This is a genomic window from Pseudomonas viciae, assembly GCF_004786035.1.
Taxonomy (GTDB): domain Bacteria; phylum Pseudomonadota; class Gammaproteobacteria; order Pseudomonadales; family Pseudomonadaceae; genus Aquipseudomonas; species Aquipseudomonas viciae.
Map to the genome: position 1 here is coordinate 338,593 of NZ_CP035088.1, position 21,978 is coordinate 360,570.

A 21,978-nucleotide genomic window follows, 5' to 3' on the forward strand; every position below is an offset into this window, starting at 1 on the left:
GCTTATGCACAATGGGAAGGACGAAGCGACCGGCACCTTGCGATTTTGTGACAGCTTTCTCGTTTGCTCGCAAATGCCTGTTTTCATGGTTTTTTATCCATGTGAACAAAAAATGACCAGTCTTGAATCGGTCAGGAAATCGCGGGTTTCTTGGATCCAGGCAGATTCCATCAACAGAGTTATCCACAGGCTGTTTCGCCTCAGTAACGCTCTGCCAGCAATATCAGATTTCGTGGCGTCAGAGGCATTTCGCAGAAGGTGCCCAGGCGAACGTCGTAGCCTTTTTGGGTGAGGAAAAGTGCCCGGTCCAGTACCAGCCAAAGCTCCAACGGCCGTCGGAAAAGCCCTCGCACCAATTCCAGATTGCGCACCTCGGCCAGGCGTTGATAACCCGCCGTTTCCAATCCGGCCCAATCCGGGGAGCCGACTGTGGATAAATCTTTCAGGGCTGCCAGATCGATGCAGTACTGGGCGAAGGATTTTTCCAGCCAGGCACTGGGTAACGAGGGGGTTGGCAGGTAATCCTCGCACCCGCGGATTTGCCGTTGCAGCAGGTCGAAGCCCAGGCGCCAGGCCATGGACTGGTCCCGTTGCCGTCGGACGCGTGCGCCAGCGGTGACGGTTTCGCTCATCGGCAGGCCCAGATCCTCGAGCGACAGGTGTAGGGCCGAGCCAAAGGCTGCGTCGGACAGCGGTTGATAATGCTCAGTGCTGATGCGGTTGTAGCAGCACGGTGCGATAGCCAGTTGTCCACAGCCGGTGGCGCTTGCCAGGTGCATCAATCGCACATGCAAGTCGCCGCAGGCATGCAGCGCCACTGGCGTGTGTGCGGGGCGGATCGCCTGGGCTGCGTCTGCCGCCAACACGTCTTGGCGCAGGTGTGTGGCGGGCAAGTAATGGCGTTGGCTCAGTTGCTGGCCGCTGGCGACCAGGGCCGGGTTGTATTCCAGGCAGGTCAGTTGTTGTTCGCCGTGCACCAGGCGTCGGCCGAGGTGGCCTTTACCGGCGCACCAGTCGAGCCAATGAGTCGGTTCTGTGGCGAAGTTCAGGCGGCTGGCGAAGGCTTCGATCTGCTGCCACTTGCGGCCGGGCACGTCGACGTTGAGGCGGTGGGCCGGCGGTTCGAGCATTCGGGTCGGTAATTCCGCGACAGCACTCAATGCGCGGGAAAGCGCTGCCAGCTCTGGAAATGGTGCTGGCGCATTCTCGATCAACCACGGCTGATGATGGTCGTTTTCCGCCTCATCCAATGAACGCTGGCGTAGCCATTGGGCCAGTTCCGGGTGGGACTTTTCCCAGGGCAGCTGCAGATGGGTGAACGGACGCGGTTTCCACAGGGCCTGGTGCTCCGTGAGAAAAGCGTCCAACGCGGTGAAACGAGCGAGCAGCGCCTCGCCCGTCAACACGCCGCTGTCAGCGCCCTTGGCAGGCATCGACGCGCAACCAGCGCTCCAGTTGCTTGAAGCCTTGCACCAGCAGGACCGACATCAACAGGTAGAACATGCCGGCCGCGAAGAAGATCTCCACCGGCAGGTAAGTCCGGGCAATGATGGTGCGGGCCATGCCGGTGAGTTCCAGCAGGGTCACGGTGCTCGCCAGGGCGCTGGCCTTGAGCATCAGGATCACTTCGTTGCTGTAGGCCGGCAGGCCGATACGCGCGGCACGGGGCAGCATGATGTAGAACAGCGCCTTGGGCCGCGACATGCCCAGGGCCCGCGCGGCTTCGATCTCGCCCTTTGGGATGGCCTGGATCGCGCCACGCAGGATTTCGGCGATGTAGGCGGCGGTGTGCAGGGTCATGGTGACCGTGGCGCACCAGAACGGGTCCCGCAGGTAGGGCCACAATGCGCTGCTGCGTACGGCATCGAATTGCGCCAGGCCGTAGTAGACCAGGAACAGCTGAACCAATAACGGCGTACCGCGGAAAAAGAAGATGTAGGCGTAGGGCAAAGCCCGCACGTACCACAGGCGTGAAGAACGGGCGATGCCCAGTGGAATCGCCAGCAGCAGCCCGGCGATCACGGCGATGGCCACCAGCTCCAGGGTCAGTGTGGCGCCCTGGGCCAGCTTCGGCAGCCACTTGATGATGACTTCCCAGTTCATTGGGTGCTCCTGGTAAATCCACGGGCGGCGCGTCGTTCCAGCAGGTGCATGCCGATCATGGCGAGCACTGTCAGGCCCAGGTACATGAGCGCTGCCACCATATAGAAGGTGAACGGTTGCTTGGACACGGTCACGCCGATTTCCGCATGGCGCATGATTTCTTCCAGGCCGATCACCGAGACCAGCGCGGTGTCCTTCATCAGGATCATGAACAGGTTGCCCAGGCCGGGCAGGGCGATGCGCCACATTTGCGGCAGGATCAGCCGGGTGAAGATCCGCGACTTCGATAGGCCCAAGGCCACGCCGGCTTCACGATGGCCCTTGGGGATCGCCAGGATCGCGCCGCGAAACACTTCGGTGGCGTAGGCGCCAAAGCACAGGCCCAGGGCGATGACGCCGGCAGCGAAAGCGTTCAGGGTGAGGTCGGGGTTGCCGAAGTACTCGCCCAAGGCACTCATCAGGTTGACGGTGCCGAAGTAGATCAGCAGTACCCAGAGCAATTCCGGGACGCCGCGCACCAGCGTCGAATAAGTCCCGCCAAGCCATTGCAGCGGCTTGTACGGGGAGGTCTTGGCCAAGGCGCCGAGCAGGCCGAGCAGCAGCCCCAGGCACAGGGCCGAGAGCGCCAGTTTGACGGTCATCAGCGCGCCGGCGGCGAGTGCCGGGCCGAATCCGTAGAGATCGATCATCATGGGTGTGTGTTCATATCGCGGCAGGCTTTGCTAAGGACCGGTGCTGCGGGGAAGCAGCACCGGCCAGGCACGTCAGCATCAGTAGATGCTGAACGGGAAGTACTTGTCGTTGATCTTTTTATAGGTGCCGTCGGCGACGATTTCTTTCAGTGCGGCGTTCAGCTTTTCGCGCAGCGGGTCACCCTTGCGTACAGCAATGCCGATCTTGTCGCTTTCCACCAGTGGGTCGCCCTTGAATTCGTAAGCTCGGCCGGCATCGGTTTTCAGCCAGTCGTAGTTCGCGTACTTATCCGCCAGGATCGCGTCGACGCGGCCGGAGGTCAGGTCCAGGTAGGCGTTTTCCTGGGTGTCGTAGAGCTTGGTGGTGACGCCCTCATAATTGTCTTCAAGGTAAGTGCCGGCCAAGGTGGAGCGTTGTGCACCGATGATCTTGCCTTGGAGCGAGTCTTTGTCGGTTTTGAATTCGACGTTTTTCGGCGCGATGAATTGCAGTTTGTTGGAGTAGTACGGGTCGGTGAAATCCACAGCCTGCTTGCGCTCTTCGATGATCGACAGCGACGAAATCAGGAAGTCGAACTTCTTGGCGAGCAGGGCCGGGATGATGCCGTCCCAGTTGGAGGTGACCACTTCGCATTCGACTTTCATCTTGGCGCACAGGGCATCGCCAATGTCTTTGTCAAAACCCACGACCTGGCCGCTGGCGTCTTTATTGTTGAACGGCGGGTAGGCCGCTTCGATGCCCATCTTCAGTTTGTCGGCCGCCATGGCGTTGGCCGAGAACACCAGGCTGGCGGCTGCCGCCAGGAGGAGTTTCTTGTAGATCTGCATGGGTACTGCTCCGTTAGCGGTTGCTAGACATGAATTGTTTGCAGCGCGCCGAAAGCGGGTTCTCAAAGACCTGCTGTGGCGATCCTTGCTCCTCGACCAGCCCCTGGTGGAGGAACACCACTTCGCTGGAAACCTGGCGGGCGAAACCCATTTCGTGGGTCACCAGCAGCATGGTGCGACCTTCTTCGGCCAAGGCGCGGATCACACTAAGTACTTCCTGGACCATTTCCGGGTCAAGAGCGGAGGTGGGCTCGTCGAACAGAATCACCTTGGGCTTCATCGCCAAGGTGCGGGCAATGGCGGCGCGCTGTTGCTGGCCGCCGGACAGCTCGGCGGGGTAGGCGTGACGCTTGTCGGCGATGCCGACCTTGGCCAGCAGGGCTTCGGCCACTTCGACGGCTTCGGCCTTGCTCTGGCCAAGCACGCGGCGCGGTGCTTCGATGATGTTGTCGAGCACGCTCATGTGCGGCCAGAGGTTAAAGTTTTGAAACACAAAACCGATCTCGCTGCGCAGGCGGTTGATCTGTTTGCCGTCGGCGGCCACCAGCTCACCGTTTTTTGCCGCCTTTAACTTGAGTTCTTCGCCGGCCACCAGAATCTGCCCCTGGTTGGGGTTTTCCAGCAGGTTGATGCAGCGCAGGAACGTGGACTTGCCGGACCCAGAGGAACCCAGGATCGAGATCACATCGCCGTCGCGGGCGGTCAGCGAGACGCCTTTGAGCACCTCCAGCTTTCCATAGCGTTTGTGCAGGTTGCGGATTTCAAGCGCGGGCGTGGCCTGGGCCATGTGCGGTCCTCATGGTGTGTGCTCCCTTGTTGTTGGCGGCCTTCCAGGGCGAGGCGGCCAAGCTAGCATGCGTCCGAATGGCCGCCAACAGCGCTACGGGTGGTAAACCGGTGATGCGCGGCAGGTTGTCGCATAGGCGCAGCAGACTGTCGCGCCATCAACAACCTAACGGCCGTGCAAACCCTGTCTGCCGGTGAAGATCCCGGGGGAGTCGCGTGAAAAAAGGCGCGATGGTGCCAGCTTTGGGCGGGGGTTGGAAGGGTTAATCGGATGAGCGTGCCTATTCCAATCCGCAGTCGGCCCAACTTCCAATCGATCTAAACCGGAACGCTCCTGAATTCATCAAAAGAGATGGCTTTCCCAGAATCAGGAGTTGCCGCCATGAAGTCCCTCTACTGTCTTATCGCCATCGGCGCACTGCTTTTCCCCGTCACGCTCAACGCCACCAACCTCGCCCCAATAGACAGCGCAGGCGTGCAAGTCCAGCCGTCACAACAGAACGGTATCGCCTACTTGTCCGGCGGTATCGGCGAGGATGAAGCCCGGGCCATCGGGCAGGCCCAGGGCTATAACCTGCACATGACATTTGCGATTGGCGTGGAAAACAAATACATCCCGGATGTGGATGTCACCGTGCAGAACGCGTCGGGGCAAACTCTGCTGACGCTGGAAGACGCGGGGCCGCTGGTTTACGTGCAATTGCCGCCGGGCAAGTACACCGTGGTGGCGACCCGCAACGGTGAGGCGCGCCGCGACACTGCCGAGGTAGGCAGCGGCGCCGCACGCAATCTGGTGTTCCATTGGAGCGGTGACGAATAACCGAAGGGCTTATTCGCTGGCAGGCGCTTCCATCGATTGGCGATACCGATCCAGCGCCTCGCTGAAGTCCTGGATGAACTCCGGGGTGCTGAGCCAGCGTTGCGCCGTCTCGCGGTCCATCTCGTCGACCCACATGCGGTAATCCACCAGCATGTCGGCGGCCAGGTTGGTGGCTGCCATGCTTTCGTTTTCGGCGTTTTTCAGGTCCAGCAGGCTTGGGCGTTCGCTGATCATCACGCTCAGGGACGCGAGCAACGTGTCGAGCATTTCGCTGCGACTGATGGCCTCGGCGTCGCGCAGCTTGACGAACAGCTCCAGTACGTAGACCGGCGGCTGGGCGGTGGCGTGGGCCGGGTCGCCATACATCGGGATGGATTTGCGCCCGGTCATGCGGATTTGCTTGGCTTTTTCTTTGGCGCGCTTGGCGCGTTTTTGCTGTTTGTTCAGTGAGGCCATTGGGCTTCGGTTTCCAATTCGTTAGGGGCGGTCCGCAAGGTCTGGTTAGAGAAGGATCGGCTGCGGCCGGTGATATGCAGGATAGCGTTCTTGAGGTCGCTGTTGCTGAAAAAGCGCGTAATCCTACATGGGTTTACTGAACATGCGGTTTTCAGAGGCCGGCGGTCACGTCTTCAAGTCGCGCCCGTTCGCGATCCAGCTCATGGCGCAGCTCTTCTTCCGTAGGCAGCACCAACTGGTATTGGCTGGCGAATAATTGCTCGTTACCTTGCAACACGGAATAACGCACCACCGATTCATCCTTTTGGGCGCAGAGGATAATACCGACGGTGGGTTTGTCGTCGGGACCGCGTTTGAGGTCGTCGTAAAGACGAACGTACATGTCCATCTGCCCGATGTCCTGATGGCTCAGCTCGCCACGTTTGAGGTCGACGATCACAAAGCATTTGAGCAGGTAGTTGTAAAAGACCAGGTCGAGGTAGAAGTCCTTGCTTTCGGTGCTGATTCTTTGTTGGCGAGCGATGAAGGCAAAGCCCTTGCCCAGCTCCAGGAGGAAGCCCTGTAGCTGGTCGATCAAGGCCTGCTCCAGTTCCGTCTCCAGAACGGTGCCGGCATTGGGCAGCCCGAGGAACTCCAAAACCACCGGGTCCCTGATGATATCCCTTGGGCCAAGGTCAAGTTCCTTGATATTGACGGTGGCCTCCTGTTTCACCGCAGGCCGGTCGCGGCTGGCCAGGAGGCGTTCGTAGTAGAACGTGCCGATCTGGCGCTCCAGGGCGCGGGTGGACCAGTTTTGCGCAGCGGCTTCGTTCATATACCAATGGCGTGCGTTGTCATTTTCGACGCGCAGCAGCATGCGATAGTGGGTCCAACTCAATTCGTGACGCAGTGCGTCACACATTGGAAAGGCCTGATAGAAAAGTCGCATGTAGCGCAGATTCGACGCATCAAACCCTTTCCCGAACTTTGCTGTCAGTACTTTCGCCAGCGTCGACAGCAGCCGCGCCCCATAGGCCGCCCGCTCGGCGCCTCCCTGTTCGAATTCGATGATATGCCGCCCGATCTGCCAGCAGGTTTGCACTTGAAGGGTGTCGACCGCGCGCAAGACCTTCTGGCGTGCTTGGCGGATCAGTTCGCCAAGCTCGTTAATTAGCGGTGCGAGCTTTGGGTCATCTTGAGGAAGGAGGGAAGTCATCGAAATGTCAGCCGTGAGGGTGGGCGGACCAAAAGGATGCTCCAGACAACGTGTCGATGATGCCGGACGAGGCTGATTGCTCGGGAGGAAAAACAACTGATTCGTGCAGGACGGATTTGACGCCGCCTTATGTCGGTTGCCCTCTGTTTGTAGGAGCTATCTCAGGAGGATGTCATCTACCGCGAGCGCCTTCATGACAAAAGCGCTTGGCAGTGTGATGGTCAGCTCGGGTCTTGCGCCAGCGCGTTGGACGCAGCGACGTAATCGGCTTGGAACTGCTCGCTTTCAACCCAGTCCAGTGCGGTCTGCTCGTCGACGTCCTTTGTCATGCGCCGATATTCGATCAGGGCGGTGATGATGAAGTCAGTGGCTTCTTCTTCGCCTTCCTGTTCCAGCACGAGTGCCAGTAGTGGATGCCCCAGGAAGACCGCGCACATGGCCTGCTGGCTGATTTTTTCGGCCGCCCGCATGACTTGGAACAGCTCCGATAAATCCACGGTTTCCAGATCGATGCGCTCATCGTTCGGGTCCAGGAAGTCGTTCGGCGCGGCGGTGCGTTGAATCCGGTTCTTCTTGGCTTTTGCTTTGGCGCGCTGGTTGCGCTTCTGCTGTTTGTTTGCCGATGACATGGGTCAGATTCCTGACATGAAAATAAGGCGATCTATCCTACAGCTTCAGGGCGAACGCTTCGAATTCAATCCACCACAAACAACGTTGCACCCAGTGAGGTTGAAGAGCGATGAGGCTCGGCCTGGTCGGCCACCTGGTAGCTCATGCCGGGCTTGAGCACAAACTGCCGCCCGTCCTCCAGTTCGGTGTTCAACTCACCCTTCAGGCAAAACAGGATATGGCCTTTGGTGCACCAATGGTCGGCCAGATACCCCGCCGTGTACTCCACCATTCGCACCCGGATGTTCCCGAACTGCTGGGTGCGCCAATAAGCGGTTCCGGTGACGCCTTTGTGTTCGGTGGGCTCGATGGCCGACCAGTCGGTGATGCCAAAGGGGGTGTTGGTGATGTCCATGTCGACTCGTCTATTTGGGGGGGAAGCAGCGAGTCGAATGTAGCTGAGTCGGTAGGGCAGAGGAAGAAACCCCACGCAATAAAAAACCCCGATCAATTTCTTGATCGGGGTTTTCGGTATTTGGTGCCCAGAGACGGAATCGAACCGCCGACACGGGGATTTTCAATCCCCTGCTCTACCGACTGAGCTATCTGGGCAACGGGGCGCATTAAACGGGTTTTTCAGGGGGTCGTCAAGCAAGTTTTCAAAAAATATTTAATTATTACCGTCGCTTACGATCCGCCCCGGTTCTGGGCAGCTTATTCGGACGGCGGCACGTAGCCTTCGGCCTTGGCGTATTCTTCGCCGGAAAAGAACTTGTCCATCTCGCCCTGAAGGTATTTGCGGTCTTCGGCGTTCATCATGTTCAGGCGTTTTTCGTTGATCAGCAGGGTCTGGTGTTTCTGCCAGTCGGCCCAGGCCTTGGCCGAGACATGGTCAAAGATATCCTGGCCTTTGGCGCCCGGAAACGGAGCGCGCTCCAGGCCTTCGAGTTCTTCTTTGTACTTGCGACACATGATGATGCGGGTCATGACGACTCTCCTGCGTTCAATACGGCGGCCGCGCGTTCGAGCAAGGTTTTGACCGGGGCGGCGAGGCCCAGGCGCGGCGGGGTGGCGAGGTTATACCAGAGCCAGTCGGCCTCGGCCACGTGATGGCCGGTTTCCCGGACCCGGACCAGCCAGGGTTCGATCGCCAACTGGAAGTGGCTGAAGGTGTGCACCAGACTCGGCATTTCCTGTTGCTTGCCCAGTTCCAGCGAGTGTTGCAGGGCCAGGTGCTGCAGGTCGTCGAGGTCGTCGAGTTCCGGCAGGCTCCACAAACCGCCCCAAAGGCCGGTGGAGGGGCGACGGTAAAGCAGAATCGCGCCTTCGCGATTGGCCAGCATCGGCATCAGCGTGCGTTTTTTCGGCACTTCCTTGCGGGGCTTGGGAATCGGATAGCGCGTCTCCAGGCCAAGCATGTGCGCCTCGCAGCCGCTTTTCAGCGGGCAAAGCAGGCAGCTGGGTTTACTGCGGGTGCAGAGTGTGGCGCCCAGGTCCATCATTGCCTGGGTGTAGGCGTTGACCCGGTCCTGGGGCGTGAAGCGCTCGGCGGTGGCCCACAGCTGTTTGGCAACCTTCGGTTCGCCCGGGTAGCCTTCCTGGGCCGTGAAGCGCGCCAGCACACGCTTGACGTTGCCGTCGAGAATCGGGGCCCGCAGGCCCATGCTAATGCTGGCGATTGCGCCGGCCGTGGACAGGCCGATCCCCGGCAACTCGGTGAGTTTTTCCACGTCACGAGGGAATTCCCCATCGTAGAGGTCGACGACGATCTTCGCGGTTTTCTGCAGGTTGCGGGCGCGGGTGTAGTAGCCCAGCCCGGTCCACAGGTGCAGCACTTCGTCCTCTGGCGCGGCGGCCAGCGCTTCGACGGTAGGCAGCGAGGCCATGAACCGATCGAAGTAATTGAGCACGGTGCTGACCTGGGTCTGCTGCAGCATGATTTCCGAGACCCACACCCGATACGGGGTGATGCCTTGTTGCCAAGGCAAATCGTGGCGCCCGTGGCGGTCGAACCAATCCAGTACGGCGGTGGAAAACTGCTCGGCTCTCATCGCTTGAACAGTCCCTTGAGCGCGTCTTTCAGCTCGGGGCTGACCTTGTCGCCCAGCTTCTCTTCGATCTTGTCACCGAGGCGGTCGCCGGCCAGTTTCGCCGCGACCTTGCCCATCCCCTCGTTGTCCAGTCGGCAGGCCTTGGCGCCCAGCTCCAGCGGGCCGCGGCAGCGCAACGGCCATTCGATGTCGACGTAGCGTTCGTTGACCTGGCAGGCCGGGTCGGGCATGTCGCTCTTGTCACCTTCGACGATGATGCCGACGCGGTAGTCCATGCCCAGCACGCGCAGGTCGATATCGCCGTTGCCGTTGACGATCATGCCGGGGATGCGCACTTTCAGGTCCGGGTTGCTGGCAACGCCATTGTGGAACGTGAGGTTGCCGTTGAGTTGCTGGAACGGCGTGTCCTTGCCCCGGGGTTCACCACTGAGGGTCTTGCGATTGAGGGTGGCGATGCCTTTGCACAATTGCTGTTCGAGGTTGGCATTGAGCAGCATGCCATCGTTGATGACGAACCCGGCGTTGCCATTGAGGCTGTCGATCAGGGCTTTCTGGCTGTTGCCACTGGCGGTTATGGCGCTGTTGAGCGTCACCAGGCCTTTGACCGGTGGATTCTTACCCTGGCTTTCGATGATTTTCTCGGCCGGCACGCGGTTGATGCGGGTTTGCAGGTTCAACTGCGGCGTGGGCTGGCGCACGTCCAGCGTGCCTTTGGCTTCGAAGTTGCCGTTGTACAAATCGCCCCGCAGGTTCTCCAGGGTCAGCAGGCCGCCAAGGCCCGTGGCCTTGAGCGCGGCGTTCTGGATGGGCAGTTTATCGAGGGTCAGTTGGCCGAAGGTCAGGTCGGCTTCCAGGTCCAGTTTGCTCAGGCGCTCCACCGGAAACAGTCGATCGTTGCTCCAGGCGCCCTGGGTCGGAGCGCTCGGCAGTGGCGTGCTGCCGGCACCGGCCATGGCGCTGGCTTCGGTGTTGTTGACCTCGGCCTCGCGAGCCGCCTTGCTGCTGTCGGCTTCGGCGGATTTGGGTGGCAGGTAGCGGTCGACGTTGAACGTGTCGGCCTTGAGCTGCACACGCAAGGATTGCTTGGCGAAGTCTTCCACGACGATACGACCGTTGAAGCTGCTGTCGTCGACTTTCAGGTTGAGGTCATTGAATTCGGCGCTGGTCGGCGTACCGGCAATGCGGCTGACCAGCTCGACCTTGCTCAGGCTGCCTTCGGCCATGGCCGGCAGTTTCTGGCCGATGCTATCGACAAAGTTTGCCAGGTCGAACTGGGCGATCGACATGCCGCCACTCAATTGCGGCGTTTTGTCGAGGTCGTTGACCTTCAGTTCACCCAAGGCACGCAATTGGTTGAGGGACAGCTTGATGCCGGTCCATTCGGCGACGTTTGCTGCCTTATCCAGGAATAGCTGGCCTTGTGCGGCAAAGTTCAGGGTCTTGCCCTGCAATGGGTCGCCTGTGGCTTCGCCGGACAGCTTCAGGTCTTCGAACTTGTAGCGCTGCAAGGCGCGTTCGAAGCGCAGTTCGCCAGTGAGTTCGGTACGCACACGCACGGCTGGCTGGTTGCTGGACAGGAATGCGGTAAGGGTGACCGGGATGTTGGTGGAGTCGTGGACCGCGCCGGTGCTCAGCTGGATGCTTTCGGCAGTGAACAACTTGCCGGTCTGCTCGTCGGTGTATTCGATCCGGGCGTTGTTCACGGTCAGGCTGTCGATATCCAGGCGGGTCGGCTGGGCCGGTTTTTCTGCCGGGGTGCTGGTGGACGGGGCTGGCTGCTCGGCCGGTGCCGGCGCACTCGCTGTTGTCGCAGAGGCGGGTACCTTGCCGATGTCTTCCCAATTGCCGTGGCCGTTCTTGTCACGGTTGAGTCGCAGGTTCAGGCCTTCGACCCGGACGTCGCTCATCTGCACTTCCCGACGCAGCAACGGTATCACTCGCACCGACAGGCCGAGCATCTGCAGGTCGGCGAAAGGGTGTGTCGGGTTGGCCAGTGTGGCGACGCTGGCGTCATGTAACTCCAGACCCAACCATGGAAACAGGCTCCAGCCGATGTCGCCATTGAGCGTCAGCTCAATGTGGGCCTTGTCGCGGGCTATCTGGCGGATCTCTTCTTTATAGTCGTTGGGATCGAAGAGGTGGGTCAGGGCAAAGCCCAGGGCCACAATGATCAGCAACAGCCCGAGAAGTACCAGACCCAGGATTTTGCCGAACGCTTTCATGGGCGAGTCCTTGTAGGTTGAGTTCAAAATTTAGCCTGGGAGTATAACGCCCTCAATTGCTGGCGCGTTGGCTGATCGTTTCTCGCTCCCTCGCCACGGGAATTGTGTTCGGCCTTAATTAGCGTTCATCCAGCGTGATCTTCAATTTGGCCGCCAGTGCTTGGGCTTCCAGGTGCCCGGCTGGCGCCAACAACCGTAGCTCGGCGCCGTTTTCCCCGGCGATTCTGCGCGCCTCGCTCACCAGTCGTTCAGCCACGCCACGGCGACGAGTAATGTTTCGTACGCACATTTGGGACAAGTGCCAGACGTTCTGCTGCCGTTGCAGGCGTGCGGCGCCGAGTAGCCGGTCATTGAAACGTGCCGCGATCAGCGAGCTGTCTTCCAGGCAGCCTTGTATGAGTTGTGCGGCACCACCAAAAGGCTCGAACAGCCAGGTCGGGGCGTCGCGGTAGATTTTATGCAGGTCCTGCTGGTCCTGGCTGGTGGCTTCATTCAGGTGCTCGACAACGATGGGCATACAGATTCCTGAAAAATAAAACGGTTCACACCCTACAGAAAGTGAGTAATGGCGCGATAAGACAAATGACACAAAAAAGGTGATATCACTTTGACTCTTCTGTCACGATCAAATGGTAACCTTTGCCTGTTCGTCCGTCCTTCTGCGGCGTAATGTCGCACCAATATGGAGCTTCACCAAAAAATACAGCCATGCCTGCGTGCAATGAAGGCTGAGGGTGAGGCGTGGCTGGCGAACCATTCTAACAACTGGGGGATACACCATGAGCACGAGCATCACGGCGGACGGCATTGCCGACCAGCCTGCGTTCCTCTCCAAGGAGCGCATCATCGCCAAGCCCGGTTTCAACCGGTGGCTGGTTCCACCGGCCGCACTGGCCATTCACCTGTGCATCGGCATGGCCTACGGCTTCTCAGTATTCTGGTTGCCACTGTCCAAAGCCTTGGGTGTCACTAAGCCTGTGGCTTGTGCGCCGGATATGAGCTTCATCTCGCAAGTCTTCTCGTCCCAATGTGATTGGCCGATCTCGATGCTCGGCTGGATCTACACCTTGTTCTTTATCTTCCTGGGTTGCTCGGCAGCCATCTGGGGTGGCTGGCTGGAACACGCCGGGCCGCGCAAGGCGGGTGTTGTATCGGCATTGTGCTGGTGCGGTGGCCTGCTGATTTCCGCGTTGGGTATTTATACCCACCAGATCTGGCTGATGTGGGTCGGTTCCGGAGTCATTGGCGGTATCGGCCTGGGCCTGGGCTACATCTCCCCGGTTTCGACGCTGATCAAGTGGTTCCCGGACAAGCGTGGCATGGCCACCGGTATGGCGATCATGGGCTTCGGCGGCGGCGCGATGGTAGGTGCTCCGTTGGCGGCAGCGCTGATGAGCCACTTCGCTTCGCCGACTGGCGTGGGTGTATGGCAAAGCTTTTTGGTCATGGCCGCGATCTACTTCGTGTTCATGATCGGTGGCGCCTTGTCGTACCGCGTTCCGCCGACTGGCTGGAAGCCTGAAGGCTGGACCCCGGCACCGAAGAAAGCCGCGAACGCGATGATCACTCATCGCCACGTTCACGTGAACGTTGCCTGGAAAACCCCGCAGTTCCGTCTGGTATGGCTGGTGCTGTGCCTGAACGTTTCCGCCGGTATCGGCATCCTGGGCATGGCTTCGCCACTGTTGCAGGAAGTGTTCGGCGGTAAATTGCTTGGCACCGACCTGCCTTTCGGTCAACTGGACGCTGTGCAACTCGGTCAAATCGCTGCCATCGCGGCCGGCTTTACCGGGCTGTTGAGCCTGTTCAACATCGGTGGGCGGTTCTTCTGGGCATCCTTCTCGGATTACCTGGGCCGCAAAAACACCTATTTCGTGTTCTTCGCCCTGGGCTTTGCCCTGTACGCGCTGATCCCGAACCTCGGTCACCTGGGCAGCGTCGCGCTGTTCGTGGCGGCGTTCTGCATCATCCTGTCGATGTACGGCGGCGGTTTCGCCACTGTGCCGGCCTACCTGGCGGACCTGTTCGGTACGCAAATGGTTGGCGCGATCCACGGTCGCCTGCTGACTGCCTGGGCTGCGGCGGGCGTGCTGGGTCCGGTACTGGTGAACTATCTGCGTGAATATCAGTTGAGCATCGGCGTTGAACGCGCTGCAGCCTATGACATCACCTTGTACATCCTCGCCGGCCTGCTGGTGCTGGGCTTCCTGTGCAATCTGCTGGTCCGCCCGGTCGCCGACAAGTACTTCATGACCGACGCCGAACTGGCCGCCGAACAGGCGCTGGGCCATGACAAGGGCGCCGACAGCAGCACTTCGCTGGAATGGAAAGCCGCGCCGGGCACCAAGCCTTTGGCGATCGCCGCCTGGCTGGTGGTGGGCATTCCGTTGGCGTGGGGTGTGTGGGTGACCCTGCAGAAGACGGCGGTGTTGTTCCGCTAAGACCGTTGCCCGAACCCTCAAGGTAAGGGCAACTCTAGTGTGGGAGCGGGCTTGCTCGCGAAAGCGGTGTGTCAGTTGACGATGATGTCGACGGATACGCGGCCTTCGCGAGCAAGCCCGCTCCCACATTTGATTCTGGGTGATGGCAAGAATTGCTTGTATGGACATGTCTATCACCGACAGCCCAGGATTCAGCCCGTCAGGGATATCACCTCCCGTGTTTCTGTTTGTCGCTCGCGCCCCTATAATGGCTGCCTTTTTCGCCCAATGATTTTGCGGAGCTGGTGATGGCCGAACGTAAGGCGTCTGTCGAGCGCGACACTCTGGAAACCCAGATCAAAGCCTCGATCAACCTGGATGGCACCGGAAAGGCCCGGTTTGATATCGGCGTGCCTTTTCTTGAGCACATGCTGGACCAGATCGCCCGTCACGGGCTGATCGACCTGGACATCGTCAGCAAGGGCGACCTGCATATCGATGACCACCACACGGTGGAGGACGTCGGTATCACTTTGGGACAAGCCTTTACCAAAGCCATCGGCGACAAAAAAGGCATCCGTCGCTACGGCCATGCCTACGTGCCGCTCGATGAGGCGCTGTCGCGGGTGGTCATCGACTTCTCTGGCCGCCCGGGCCTGCAGATGCATGTGCCGTACACCCGTGCCACTGTCGGCGGTTTCGACGTTGATCTGTTCCAGGAATTCTTCCAGGGCTTCGTCAACCACGCCAACGTGACCCTGCACATCGACAACCTGCGCGGGCACAACACCCACCACCAGATCGAAACCGTGTTCAAGGCTTTCGGCCGCGCGCTGCGCATGGCCGTGGAGCTCGATGACCGCATGGCCGGGCAAATGCCGTCCACCAAGGGCGTCCTGTAATGCAGACGGTCGCGGTTATCGATTACGGCATGGGCAACCTGCACTCGGTGGCCAAGGCCCTCGAGCACGTGGGTGCCGGCAAGGTGCTGATCACCAGTGATGCCGCCGTGATTCGCGAAGCCGACCGGGTGGTATTCCCCGGCGTTGGCGCAATTCGCGATTGCATGGCCGAGATTCGGCGCCTGGGTTTCGACAAGCTGGTGCACGAAGTCAGCCAGGACCGTCCGTTCCTCGGCATCTGCGTGGGCATGCAAGCCTTGCTCGAACGTAGCGAAGAGAACGACGGCGTCGATTGCATCTCCCTGTTCCCGGGTCAGGTGAAGTTTTTCGGCAAGGGCCTGCATGAAGACGGCGAGCACTTGAAAGTCCCGCACATGGGCTGGAACGAAGTGAAGCAGACGGTGGATCACCCGCTGTGGCACAACATTCCGGACCTGGCGCGCTTTTACTTCGTGCACAGCTACTACATCGCGGCCGGCAATGCGCGGCAGGTGGTGGGTGGCGGTCACTATGGCGTCGATTTCGCCGCGGCCCTGGCCGACGGTTCCCGATTCGCCGTGCAGTTCCACCCGGAGAAGAGCCATACCCATGGCCTGCAGTTGCTGCAGAACTTCGCCGCGTGGGACGGGCGCTGGTAATGGCCCGCAAGAAGCCGCCAATCCTCACCCTCACGCCTGAGCAGGAGAGTGAAGCGAACCGCAAGATCCAGCGGTTCATGGAGGAGCGTTTCGAACTGGACCTGGGTTCGTTCGAAGCGGCGGAAATTCTTGACCTGTTTACCCGCGAAATTGCGCCGCACTATTACAACAGGGCGATTTTCGATGTGCAGACGCACCTTAAAGAAAGGTTCGAAAGCATTGAAAGCGACCTGTGGGCGCTCGAGAAAAACTGATTTTCGAGCCAAGCTGAATATTCGTCTTTGAAGGTTTGCCAGATGCTGATTATCCCCGCTATCGATCTCAAGGACGGCGCTTGCGTACGTCTGCGTCAGGGCCGGATGGAAGATTCCACGGTGTTCTCCGATGACCCGGTGAGCATGGCCGCCAAGTGGGTGGAAGGCGGTTGCCGTCGCCTGCATCTGGTTGACCTGAACGGCGCCTTCGAAGGGCAGCCGGTGAACGGTGAAGTGGTCACGGCCATCGCCAAGCGCTACCCGCACCTGCCGATCCAGATCGGCGGCGGCATTCGCTCGCTGGAAACCATCGAGCACTACGTCAAGGCCGGCGTGAGCTACGTGATCATTGGCACCAAGGCCGTCAAAGAGCCGGAGTTCGTCGCCGAAGCCTGCCGCGCGTTCCCGGGCAAGGTCATCGTTGGCCTGGACGCCAAGGACGGGTTTGTCGCCACCGACGGCTGGGCTGAAGTCAGCACCGTGCAGGTGATCGACCTGGCCAAGCGCTTCGAAGCCGACGGCGTGTCTGCCATCGTCTACACCGACATCGCCAAAGACGGCATGATGCAGGGCTGCAACGTCCCGTTCACCGCCGCCCTGGCCGCCGCCACGAAGATCCCGGTCATCGCCTCCGGCGGTATCCACAACCTGGGCGACATCAAGGCGCTGCTCGACGCCAAGGCGCCAGGCATCATCGGCGCGATCACTGGTCGCGCGATCTATGAAGGCACCCTGGATGTCGCTGAGGCCCAGGCCTTCTGCGACTCCTACAAAGGCTGAGGACTCACCATGGCGCTGGCCAAACGCATCATCCCTTGCCTGGACGTGGACAACGGTCGGGTGGTCAAGGGTGTGAAGTTCGAGAACATCCGTGACGCCGGCGACCCGGTGGAAATCGCCCGTCGCTACGACGAGCAGGGTGCCGACGAAATTACCTTCCTCGACATCACGGCCAGTGTCGATGGCCGCGATACCACCTTGCACACCGTCGAGCGCATGGCCAGCCAGGTGTTCATCCCGCTGACCGTGGGCGGTGGCGTGCGCACCGTGCAGGACATCCGTAATCTGCTCAACGCCGGTGCGGACAAGGTGTCCATCAACACGGCGGCGGTGTTCAACCCGGAATTCGTAGGCGAGGCGGCCCAACACTTCGGCTCGCAATGCATTGTCGTGGCCATCGATGCCAAGAAGGTGTCCGGCCCGGGCGAAACCCCGCGTTGGGAAATCTTCACCCACGGCGGCCGCAAGCCTACGGGCCTCGACGCCGTTGAATGGGCGAAGAAGATGGAAGGCCTGGGTGCCGGTGAGATCCTGCTGACCAGCATGGACCAGGACGGCATGAAAAACGGTTTCGACCTGGGCGTCACCCGCGCGATCAGCGATGCCCTGGGCATTCCGGTCATCGCCTCTGGCGGCGTCGGCAACCTGCAGCACCTGGCCGATGGCATTCTTGAAGGCCACGCCAGTGCGGTACTGGCGGCGAGCATTTTCCACTTCGGCGAATACACCGTGCCGGAAGCCAAGGCCTACATGGCGCATCGCGGTATCTGCATTCGCTGATCGCTGGACACCATGGCGGGCCCAAGGCACTCTTGGGCACACCATGGATTGCGGTAGCCCGACATGCTCAAACGTCTCGTTCTTGCCTTTGCGGGCGCCACGTTGCTGCTCGCAGGCACCACCCGTGCCGCCGATGCTCCGCTGGTGTTGCTGACGGAAAACTTCCCGCCGTACAACATGGCCAAGAACGGCAAGAACTTCGCCCAGGACGAGAACATCAACGGCATCGCCGTGGACATCGTCCGCGAGATATTCAAGCGTGCCGATATCCCCTACAGCCTGACGCTGCGGTTCCCTTGGGAGCGAATCTATAAACTCGCCTTGGAAAATCCTGGCTACGGGGTGTTTGTCATGGCGCGGTTGCCGGAGCGCGAAAAACTCTTCAAGTGGGTCGGCCCCATCGGTCCGGACGACTGGATCATGCTCGCCAAGGCCGACAGCACGATTGCCCTCGACTCGCTGGAACAGGCGCGCAAATACAAGATTGGTGCCTACAAAGGCGACGCGATTGCCGAGACGCTGGCCAAGCAAGGGCTGAACCCGATTGTCGTATTGCGTGATCAGGACAACGCTAAAAAACTGGTCAGCGGCCAGATCGACCTGTGGGCCACCGGTGATCCGGCCGGGCGTTACCTGGCGCGTCAGGATGGGGTGAACGATCTCAAGACCGTGTTGCGATTCAACAGTGCCGAGTTGTACCTGGCGTTGAACAAAGACGTGCCTGACGAGGTGGTCGCCCGGCTGCAGGCAGCCTTGGATGAGCTGCGCAAGGAAGGTGCGGTGGACGCGATCATGGCGCGGTATCTCTGAGCGCCGATTCGGTTCCGGATGCGCAAATCTGTGGGAGCGAGCTTGCTCGCGATGCGGCGCCGCGGTTTGAGACAGAACCCAGCCGCTACCGATAAACCCCGTCTTTCCCATGCCCAGCCATCGCCTGATTGCTGCGCAGGCTGATCATCGATTTGATATCGATCCATTCGATGCCCTGGGCCTTGAGCTTGGGCAATTCGCGTTCGAGCACCGCCAGGGTCTGCGGGTAGGGATGGCCGATCATCACTGCCGAGCCCTGCCGGCGGGCCAGGTCGATGGCGGTCTGCAGCTGATGGGCGATGGCGGCTTCGGTGCGCTCGTCGTCGAGGAACACATCCCGCGACACACTGGCGAGGCCAATCTTCTGGGCCTCGGCGGCGGCGACGGTCTGGGCGCTGGTGCGGCTGTCGACGAAGAACTTGTGGCGCTGCTGCAAATTCGCCATCAACCACGCCATGGCCTGGGGTTGGGCGGTCATGCGGCTGCCCATGTGGTTGTTGATGCCGCTGGTGTAGGGCACGGCGGCGAATGCGGCGTCGAGGCGCTTTGCCAATTCCTCAATGGGCAGTTGCGGATGCCAGGCGAACGGCCCGGTGGCCGGGTCCATGGGCATGTGCAGCATGACCAGTTTGCCGGCGCGATGGGCTTCGCGGGCGAATTCGGTGGCGTGGGGTGTGTCGGGCATGATCGCGGCGGTGACCGGGCCGGGGAGGGCCAGTACCCGGCGATCCCGGGGCAGGTTTTGCCCCAGGTCGTCGATGATCAAGCTCAGGTAGGCCTTGTGCGGTGATGGCGCTGGCGTGGCGGGTGCCGCAACGGCAGCGCCCGCCAGGCAGCACAACAGGCCGAGGATGAAGCGCAGGGCCATCTCAGCGGCCGGACGTGATGTTCAGTCCTTTGAGCAGGCTCAGGGCCTGGGCCAACTGGTAATCGTCATCCTGCGGCATTGGCTTGGCCTTGGTGCCGGAACCGGTCGGTTTGTCGGCGCCGCCGTTGCCATTGCCCAGGTGACCTTGCAGGTCGGCTTCCTTGAAGTATTCGCTGTCCTGCTCGTTGGTGATCTTGGCCTTGCGCACCTCGATGTCCGGGACGATGCCTTGGGCCTGGATGGAGCGGCCGTTCGGCGTGAAGTACAGCGCGGTGGTGATCTTCAGGGCGCGGTCGTTGTTCAATGGCAATACGGTCTGCACCGAGCCTTTGCCGAAGCTGGTGGTGCCCATGACCACGCCGCGTTTTTGATCCTGCAGGGCGCCGGCGACGATTTCCGAGGCCGAGGCGCTGCCGCCGTTGATCAGCACCACCAGTGGCACGGCTTCGCTCAGGTCATTGCCGGTGGCTGAGAAACGCAGCTCGGAATTGGCGATGCGGCCCTTGGTGTAGACAATCAGGCCCTTGGTGATGAAGTGATCCACCACTTCCACGGCCGATTGCAGCACGCCGCCGGGGTTGTTGCGCAGGTCCAGGACCAGGCCGTTGAGTTTCTTGCCGTTGTCCTTGCGCATCTTGGCCAGGGCCTTGGCGACTTCTTCACCCGTCTTGACCTGGAACTGGGTGATGCGGATGTAGCCGTAGCCCGACTCCAGCAGTTGGCTCTTCACGCTTTTGACCTGGATGACCGCTCGGGTCAGGGTCACGTCGAACGGCGTGCCGCCATCGCGCACCAGGGTCAGGGTGATCTTCTGGCCGATCTTGCCGCGCATCTTGTCCACGGCTTCGGTCATGCTCTGGCCGCGAGTCGGCTGGCCGTTGATCTTGACGATGAAGTCGCCGGCCTGGATGCCGGCCTTGGAAGCAGGTGTGTCGTCGATCGGCGAGACCACTTTAACGAAGCCATCTTCGCTGCCGACCTCGATGCCCAGGCCGCCGAATTCGCCGCTGGTGCTTTCCTGCAGCTCGGCAAAATCCTCCGGCCCCAGATAGGCCGAATGTGGGTCAAGGTTGCTGAGCATGCCTTTGATGGCGTTCTCCAGCAGCACTTTGTCATCCACCGGTTCGACATAGGCGGCCTTGATCCGGTCCATGACTTCGGCAAAGGTGCGCAGTTCATCCAGTGGCAGCGGGGCCTTGGTGGTCGCAGCCGTGGCGGCGGGTGCCAACGGGGCCGGTTCAGCGGCGAAAGCCAGGGGCGCACCGATCACAAGGGCGATCGTCAGAGCCAGCGAGGTGAGGCGGGACAAATGCAGCATGTCGAACGAACTCCTTAATTGGATGGGCACGCTTATCCTTGCGCACGACACCATTGGGCCGGGTCACTGGGGCGACCCTGCTGACGAATAGCGAAATACAGTGCTGGCGTATCCTGACCGCCACTGTTGCCGACCGTGGAGATGGACTCGCCGGCCTTGACCACGTCGCCCGCGGCCTTGAGCAGCGTCTGGTTGTGGCCGTACAGACTCAAATAACCGTTGCCGTGATCGAGGATCACCAGCAGGCCGGCACCGCGCAGCCAGTCGGCGAACACCACACGCCCGCCATGCACGGCATGCACCTGGCTGCCGGCGGAGGCGCTGATCATCACGCCGTCCCACTTGGTGCGGGTGTCGTCGCCACGGGTTTCACCGAAGCGCGCCAGTAATCGACCATTGACCGGCCATGGAAGTTTGCCTCGCGTCGAAGCAAAAGCGCCGCCGAAGGTTTCGCCATCGCTGGAAACCAGTGCGCCGGGGCTGGATTTCACCGGCTTGCGCGGCGCCTCGCCGGCGTCTGCTTCGGCCTGGGCTTCACGCAAACGCTTTTTTTCGGCTTCCTGCTGGGCGATCAGCGCTTTCTGACGCGCTTCTTCTGCCTCCCGAGCCTGGCGGGCCAGGGTTTCTTCGATGGTTTTCAATACCTTGGCCAGCTCGGCCTGGTCCTGCTCGCGGGCTTTGAGCTTGCTGTCGCGGGCTTTCACGTCCTCATTGAGCTTGGCCAGGGCCACCTGGCGCTCCTTGCGAACTTTTTCCAGTTCGTCGCGCTGGGTGTCGAGGGTGCTTTTCTGCACCAGTAACTGGGCTTGCTGCAGCTCGATGTCTTTTTCGACATTGGCCAGTTGGCGCAGGGTTTCGTTGAAGTTCTTGAGTTGTTCCAGGCGTGCCTGGCTCAGATAGTCGTAATAAGTGAGGGTTCGGGCGAATTTCTCGGGATTCTGCTGGTTGAGCAACAGCTTGAGATACTCCTGTCGACCGTTCTGGTAGGCGGCCCGGGCCTGGATGGCGATCAGCTTTTGCTGTTCAGCGCGCGCGCTCTGGAGTTTTTTTTTCTCTCCATCGAGCCGCTGCAACTCGAATTCGCTTTTCTTCAGCTCTTTTTGCAGGGCCTCGACCTGCTTCTCCAGATTCCCCATTTCGGTCTCGGTGCCGCGCAGGTCTTTCTGCACGCTGGATTTCTCTTCCTGCAACTTGCCCAGCAGTTTTTTCAGCTCGGCAATGTCCTGACGCGTGGCGTCCAACTGCTGTTGGGTTTGCGCGCGCTCGTCAGCAAAGGCTGGTTGGAGCAAGCAGGTCAGAACAAGGGCTATCAGGACGCGAAGCATAGAGGCGGGCGACACCAGGGAAAGGGACGGCCTAGTATGCCCGCCCCACGCTGCAAAAAAAACGCCCATTTGGGACTGTGTGATAACTGGCCCAAAAAACACCAAAAACCAATGTGGGAGC

Annotated in this window: 24 protein-coding genes and 1 tRNA gene; 8 read left to right on the plus strand and 17 right to left on the minus strand. The window is 60.6% G+C overall.

Annotated features, from left to right (window positions below; all coding sequences use genetic code 11):
* Positions 1-200: 200 nt before the first annotated feature.
* From EPZ47_RS01505 to EPZ47_RS01525, 5 genes are all read right to left on the minus strand, one after another.
* Entirely contained in the window at positions 201-1,433 is a 1,233-nt protein-coding gene (locus tag EPZ47_RS01505; RefSeq protein WP_135843216.1) for a methyltransferase, read from the minus strand.
* Positions 1,414-2,103, minus strand: coding sequence for an ABC transporter permease (locus tag EPZ47_RS01510; protein WP_135843217.1), 690 nt, complete (start codon positions 2,101-2,103; stop codon positions 1,414-1,416). Before EPZ47_RS01510 ends, EPZ47_RS01505 begins: the two co-directional genes overlap by 20 nt.
* On the minus strand, positions 2,100-2,795 hold the full coding sequence (locus tag EPZ47_RS01515; protein ID WP_135843218.1) for an ABC transporter permease: 696 nt from the start codon (positions 2,793-2,795) through the stop codon (positions 2,100-2,102). Before EPZ47_RS01515 ends, EPZ47_RS01510 begins: the two co-directional genes overlap by 4 nt.
* Positions 2,796-2,873: 78 nt before the next feature.
* Complete coding sequence (locus EPZ47_RS01520; protein ID WP_135843219.1) at positions 2,874-3,623, minus strand: ABC transporter substrate-binding protein; 750 nt, start codon at positions 3,621-3,623, stop codon at positions 2,874-2,876.
* 13 nt (positions 3,624-3,636) lie between these two features.
* Complete coding sequence (locus tag EPZ47_RS01525) at positions 3,637-4,410, minus strand: ABC transporter ATP-binding protein (protein ID WP_135843220.1); 774 nt, start codon at positions 4,408-4,410, stop codon at positions 3,637-3,639.
* Between the two features lie 381 nt (positions 4,411-4,791).
* On the opposite strand from EPZ47_RS01525, the gene EPZ47_RS01530 reads away from it, so the two are divergent.
* A complete protein-coding gene (locus tag EPZ47_RS01530) occupies positions 4,792-5,229 on the plus strand; it encodes a carboxypeptidase regulatory-like domain-containing protein (RefSeq protein WP_135843221.1) in 438 nt (145 codons plus the stop codon).
* A gap of 9 nt (positions 5,230-5,238) precedes the next feature.
* On the opposite strand, the gene EPZ47_RS01535 is transcribed toward EPZ47_RS01530, so the two are convergent.
* From EPZ47_RS01535 to panM, 9 genes are all read right to left on the minus strand, one after another.
* Entirely contained in the window at positions 5,239-5,685 is a 447-nt protein-coding gene (locus EPZ47_RS01535) for a hypothetical protein (protein WP_135843222.1), read from the minus strand.
* Between the two features lie 151 nt (positions 5,686-5,836).
* The gene (locus EPZ47_RS01540) at positions 5,837-6,880 is read right to left on the minus strand and encodes a PDDEXK nuclease domain-containing protein (protein WP_135843223.1); all 1,044 of its coding nucleotides are present in this window, start codon (positions 6,878-6,880) and stop codon (positions 5,837-5,839) included.
* A gap of 221 nt (positions 6,881-7,101) precedes the next feature.
* Entirely contained in the window at positions 7,102-7,509 is a 408-nt protein-coding gene (locus tag EPZ47_RS01545) for a hypothetical protein (protein ID WP_135843224.1), read from the minus strand.
* A 65-nt stretch (positions 7,510-7,574) separates the two neighbouring features.
* Positions 7,575-7,904, minus strand: coding sequence for a DHCW motif cupin fold protein (locus EPZ47_RS01550; protein WP_135843225.1), 330 nt, complete (start codon positions 7,902-7,904; stop codon positions 7,575-7,577).
* A 121-nt stretch (positions 7,905-8,025) separates the two neighbouring features.
* A tRNA-Phe gene (locus EPZ47_RS01555) sits at positions 8,026-8,101 on the minus strand.
* A gap of 102 nt (positions 8,102-8,203) precedes the next feature.
* Positions 8,204-8,476 carry an oxidative damage protection protein gene (locus EPZ47_RS01560; RefSeq protein ID WP_135843226.1) on the minus strand — a complete coding sequence of 91 codons (273 nt, stop codon included), beginning with the start codon at positions 8,474-8,476 and terminating at the stop codon, positions 8,204-8,206.
* Positions 8,473-9,540 carry an A/G-specific adenine glycosylase gene (gene mutY, locus EPZ47_RS01565; protein WP_135843227.1) on the minus strand — a complete coding sequence of 356 codons (1,068 nt, stop codon included), beginning with the start codon at positions 9,538-9,540 and terminating at the stop codon, positions 8,473-8,475. Before mutY ends, EPZ47_RS01560 begins: the two co-directional genes overlap by 4 nt.
* On the minus strand, positions 9,537-11,762 hold the full coding sequence (locus tag EPZ47_RS01570) for an AsmA family protein (protein WP_135843228.1): 2,226 nt from the start codon (positions 11,760-11,762) through the stop codon (positions 9,537-9,539). Before EPZ47_RS01570 ends, mutY begins: the two co-directional genes overlap by 4 nt.
* A 118-nt stretch (positions 11,763-11,880) precedes the next feature.
* Positions 11,881-12,279: an aspartate 1-decarboxylase autocleavage activator PanM gene (panM, locus tag EPZ47_RS01575; protein WP_135843229.1), complete on the minus strand. Its 399-nt coding sequence runs from the start codon at positions 12,277-12,279 to the stop codon at positions 11,881-11,883.
* Between the two features lie 262 nt (positions 12,280-12,541).
* Here panM and EPZ47_RS01580 point away from each other — a divergent pair, with 262 nt between their 5' ends.
* The 7 genes from EPZ47_RS01580 to EPZ47_RS01610 all read left to right on the plus strand — a co-directional run bounded on the left by EPZ47_RS01580 (position 12,542) and on the right by EPZ47_RS01610 (position 18,346).
* Positions 12,542-14,203: an OFA family MFS transporter gene (locus EPZ47_RS01580; RefSeq protein WP_135843230.1), complete on the plus strand. Its 1,662-nt coding sequence runs from the start codon at positions 12,542-12,544 to the stop codon at positions 14,201-14,203.
* Between the two features lie 287 nt (positions 14,204-14,490).
* Positions 14,491-15,084, plus strand: coding sequence for an imidazoleglycerol-phosphate dehydratase HisB (gene hisB / locus EPZ47_RS01585; protein ID WP_003186751.1), 594 nt, complete (start codon positions 14,491-14,493; stop codon positions 15,082-15,084).
* Complete coding sequence (hisH, locus tag EPZ47_RS01590) at positions 15,084-15,722, plus strand: imidazole glycerol phosphate synthase subunit HisH (protein WP_135843231.1); 639 nt, start codon at positions 15,084-15,086, stop codon at positions 15,720-15,722. The genes hisB and hisH overlap by 1 nt, the downstream gene beginning before the upstream one ends.
* Positions 15,722-15,976 (plus strand): DUF2164 domain-containing protein, encoded by a 255-nt coding sequence (locus tag EPZ47_RS01595; RefSeq protein ID WP_003186749.1) that lies wholly within the window; start codon positions 15,722-15,724, stop codon positions 15,974-15,976. The genes hisH and EPZ47_RS01595 overlap by 1 nt, the downstream gene beginning before the upstream one ends.
* A 42-nt stretch (positions 15,977-16,018) precedes the next feature.
* Complete coding sequence (gene hisA, locus EPZ47_RS01600) at positions 16,019-16,756, plus strand: 1-(5-phosphoribosyl)-5-[(5-phosphoribosylamino)methylideneamino]imidazole-4-carboxamide isomerase (RefSeq protein WP_135843232.1); 738 nt, start codon at positions 16,019-16,021, stop codon at positions 16,754-16,756.
* 9 nt (positions 16,757-16,765) lie between these two features.
* Entirely contained in the window at positions 16,766-17,536 is a 771-nt protein-coding gene (hisF, locus tag EPZ47_RS01605) for an imidazole glycerol phosphate synthase subunit HisF (RefSeq protein WP_003196830.1), read from the plus strand.
* 63 nt (positions 17,537-17,599) lie between these two features.
* The gene (locus tag EPZ47_RS01610; RefSeq protein ID WP_135843233.1) at positions 17,600-18,346 is read left to right on the plus strand and encodes a substrate-binding periplasmic protein; all 747 of its coding nucleotides are present in this window, start codon (positions 17,600-17,602) and stop codon (positions 18,344-18,346) included.
* Between the two features lie 85 nt (positions 18,347-18,431).
* On the opposite strand, the gene EPZ47_RS01615 is transcribed toward EPZ47_RS01610, so the two are convergent.
* The 3 genes from EPZ47_RS01615 to EPZ47_RS01625 are packed head-to-tail and all read right to left on the minus strand — an operon-like array spanning position 18,432 to position 21,857.
* A complete protein-coding gene (locus tag EPZ47_RS01615; RefSeq protein ID WP_135843234.1) occupies positions 18,432-19,214 on the minus strand; it encodes a divergent polysaccharide deacetylase family protein in 783 nt (260 codons plus the stop codon).
* Position 19,215: 1 nt separating this feature from the next.
* Positions 19,216-20,532 (minus strand): S41 family peptidase, encoded by a 1,317-nt coding sequence (locus EPZ47_RS01620; protein ID WP_135843235.1) that lies wholly within the window; start codon positions 20,530-20,532, stop codon positions 19,216-19,218.
* 32 nt (positions 20,533-20,564) lie between these two features.
* Positions 20,565-21,857, minus strand: a complete 1,293-nt coding sequence (locus EPZ47_RS01625) for a murein hydrolase activator EnvC family protein (RefSeq protein ID WP_135843236.1) — start codon at positions 21,855-21,857, stop codon at positions 20,565-20,567.
* Positions 21,858-21,978: the final 121 nt, after the last annotated feature.

Coding starts and splice junctions, on each gene's coding strand:
- hisB (WP_003186751.1), top strand. CDS start 14,491: ATGGCCGAACGTAAGGCGTCTGTCGAGCGCGACACTCTGGAAACCCAG.
- EPZ47_RS01515 (WP_135843218.1), bottom strand. CDS start 2,795: ATGATGATCGATCTCTACGGATTCGGCCCGGCACTCGCCGCCGGCGCG.
- EPZ47_RS01625 (WP_135843236.1), bottom strand. CDS start 21,857: ATGCTTCGCGTCCTGATAGCCCTTGTTCTGACCTGCTTGCTCCAACCA.
- EPZ47_RS01520 (WP_135843219.1), bottom strand. CDS start 3,623: ATGCAGATCTACAAGAAACTCCTCCTGGCGGCAGCCGCCAGCCTGGTG.
- EPZ47_RS01615 (WP_135843234.1), bottom strand. CDS start 19,214: ATGGCCCTGCGCTTCATCCTCGGCCTGTTGTGCTGCCTGGCGGGCGCT.
- EPZ47_RS01545 (WP_135843224.1), bottom strand. CDS start 7,509: ATGTCATCGGCAAACAAACAGCAGAAGCGCAACCAGCGCGCCAAAGCA.
- EPZ47_RS01595 (WP_003186749.1), top strand. CDS start 15,722: ATGGCCCGCAAGAAGCCGCCAATCCTCACCCTCACGCCTGAGCAGGAG.
- hisF (WP_003196830.1), top strand. CDS start 16,766: ATGGCGCTGGCCAAACGCATCATCCCTTGCCTGGACGTGGACAACGGT.
- EPZ47_RS01570 (WP_135843228.1), bottom strand. CDS start 11,762: ATGAAAGCGTTCGGCAAAATCCTGGGTCTGGTACTTCTCGGGCTGTTG.
- EPZ47_RS01610 (WP_135843233.1), top strand. CDS start 17,600: ATGCTCAAACGTCTCGTTCTTGCCTTTGCGGGCGCCACGTTGCTGCTC.
- panM (WP_135843229.1), bottom strand. CDS start 12,279: ATGCCCATCGTTGTCGAGCACCTGAATGAAGCCACCAGCCAGGACCAG.
- EPZ47_RS01560 (WP_135843226.1), bottom strand. CDS start 8,476: ATGACCCGCATCATCATGTGTCGCAAGTACAAAGAAGAACTCGAAGGC.
- EPZ47_RS01525 (WP_135843220.1), bottom strand. CDS start 4,410: ATGGCCCAGGCCACGCCCGCGCTTGAAATCCGCAACCTGCACAAACGC.
- EPZ47_RS01510 (WP_135843217.1), bottom strand. CDS start 2,103: ATGAACTGGGAAGTCATCATCAAGTGGCTGCCGAAGCTGGCCCAGGGC.
- hisH (WP_135843231.1), top strand. CDS start 15,084: ATGCAGACGGTCGCGGTTATCGATTACGGCATGGGCAACCTGCACTCG.
- EPZ47_RS01580 (WP_135843230.1), top strand. CDS start 12,542: ATGAGCACGAGCATCACGGCGGACGGCATTGCCGACCAGCCTGCGTTC.
- mutY (WP_135843227.1), bottom strand. CDS start 9,540: ATGAGAGCCGAGCAGTTTTCCACCGCCGTACTGGATTGGTTCGACCGC.
- EPZ47_RS01620 (WP_135843235.1), bottom strand. CDS start 20,532: ATGCTGCATTTGTCCCGCCTCACCTCGCTGGCTCTGACGATCGCCCTT.
- EPZ47_RS01505 (WP_135843216.1), bottom strand. CDS start 1,433: ATGCCTGCCAAGGGCGCTGACAGCGGCGTGTTGACGGGCGAGGCGCTG.
- EPZ47_RS01530 (WP_135843221.1), top strand. CDS start 4,792: ATGAAGTCCCTCTACTGTCTTATCGCCATCGGCGCACTGCTTTTCCCC.
- EPZ47_RS01550 (WP_135843225.1), bottom strand. CDS start 7,904: ATGGACATCACCAACACCCCCTTTGGCATCACCGACTGGTCGGCCATC.
- hisA (WP_135843232.1), top strand. CDS start 16,019: ATGCTGATTATCCCCGCTATCGATCTCAAGGACGGCGCTTGCGTACGT.
- EPZ47_RS01540 (WP_135843223.1), bottom strand. CDS start 6,880: ATGACTTCCCTCCTTCCTCAAGATGACCCAAAGCTCGCACCGCTAATT.
- EPZ47_RS01535 (WP_135843222.1), bottom strand. CDS start 5,685: ATGGCCTCACTGAACAAACAGCAAAAACGCGCCAAGCGCGCCAAAGAA.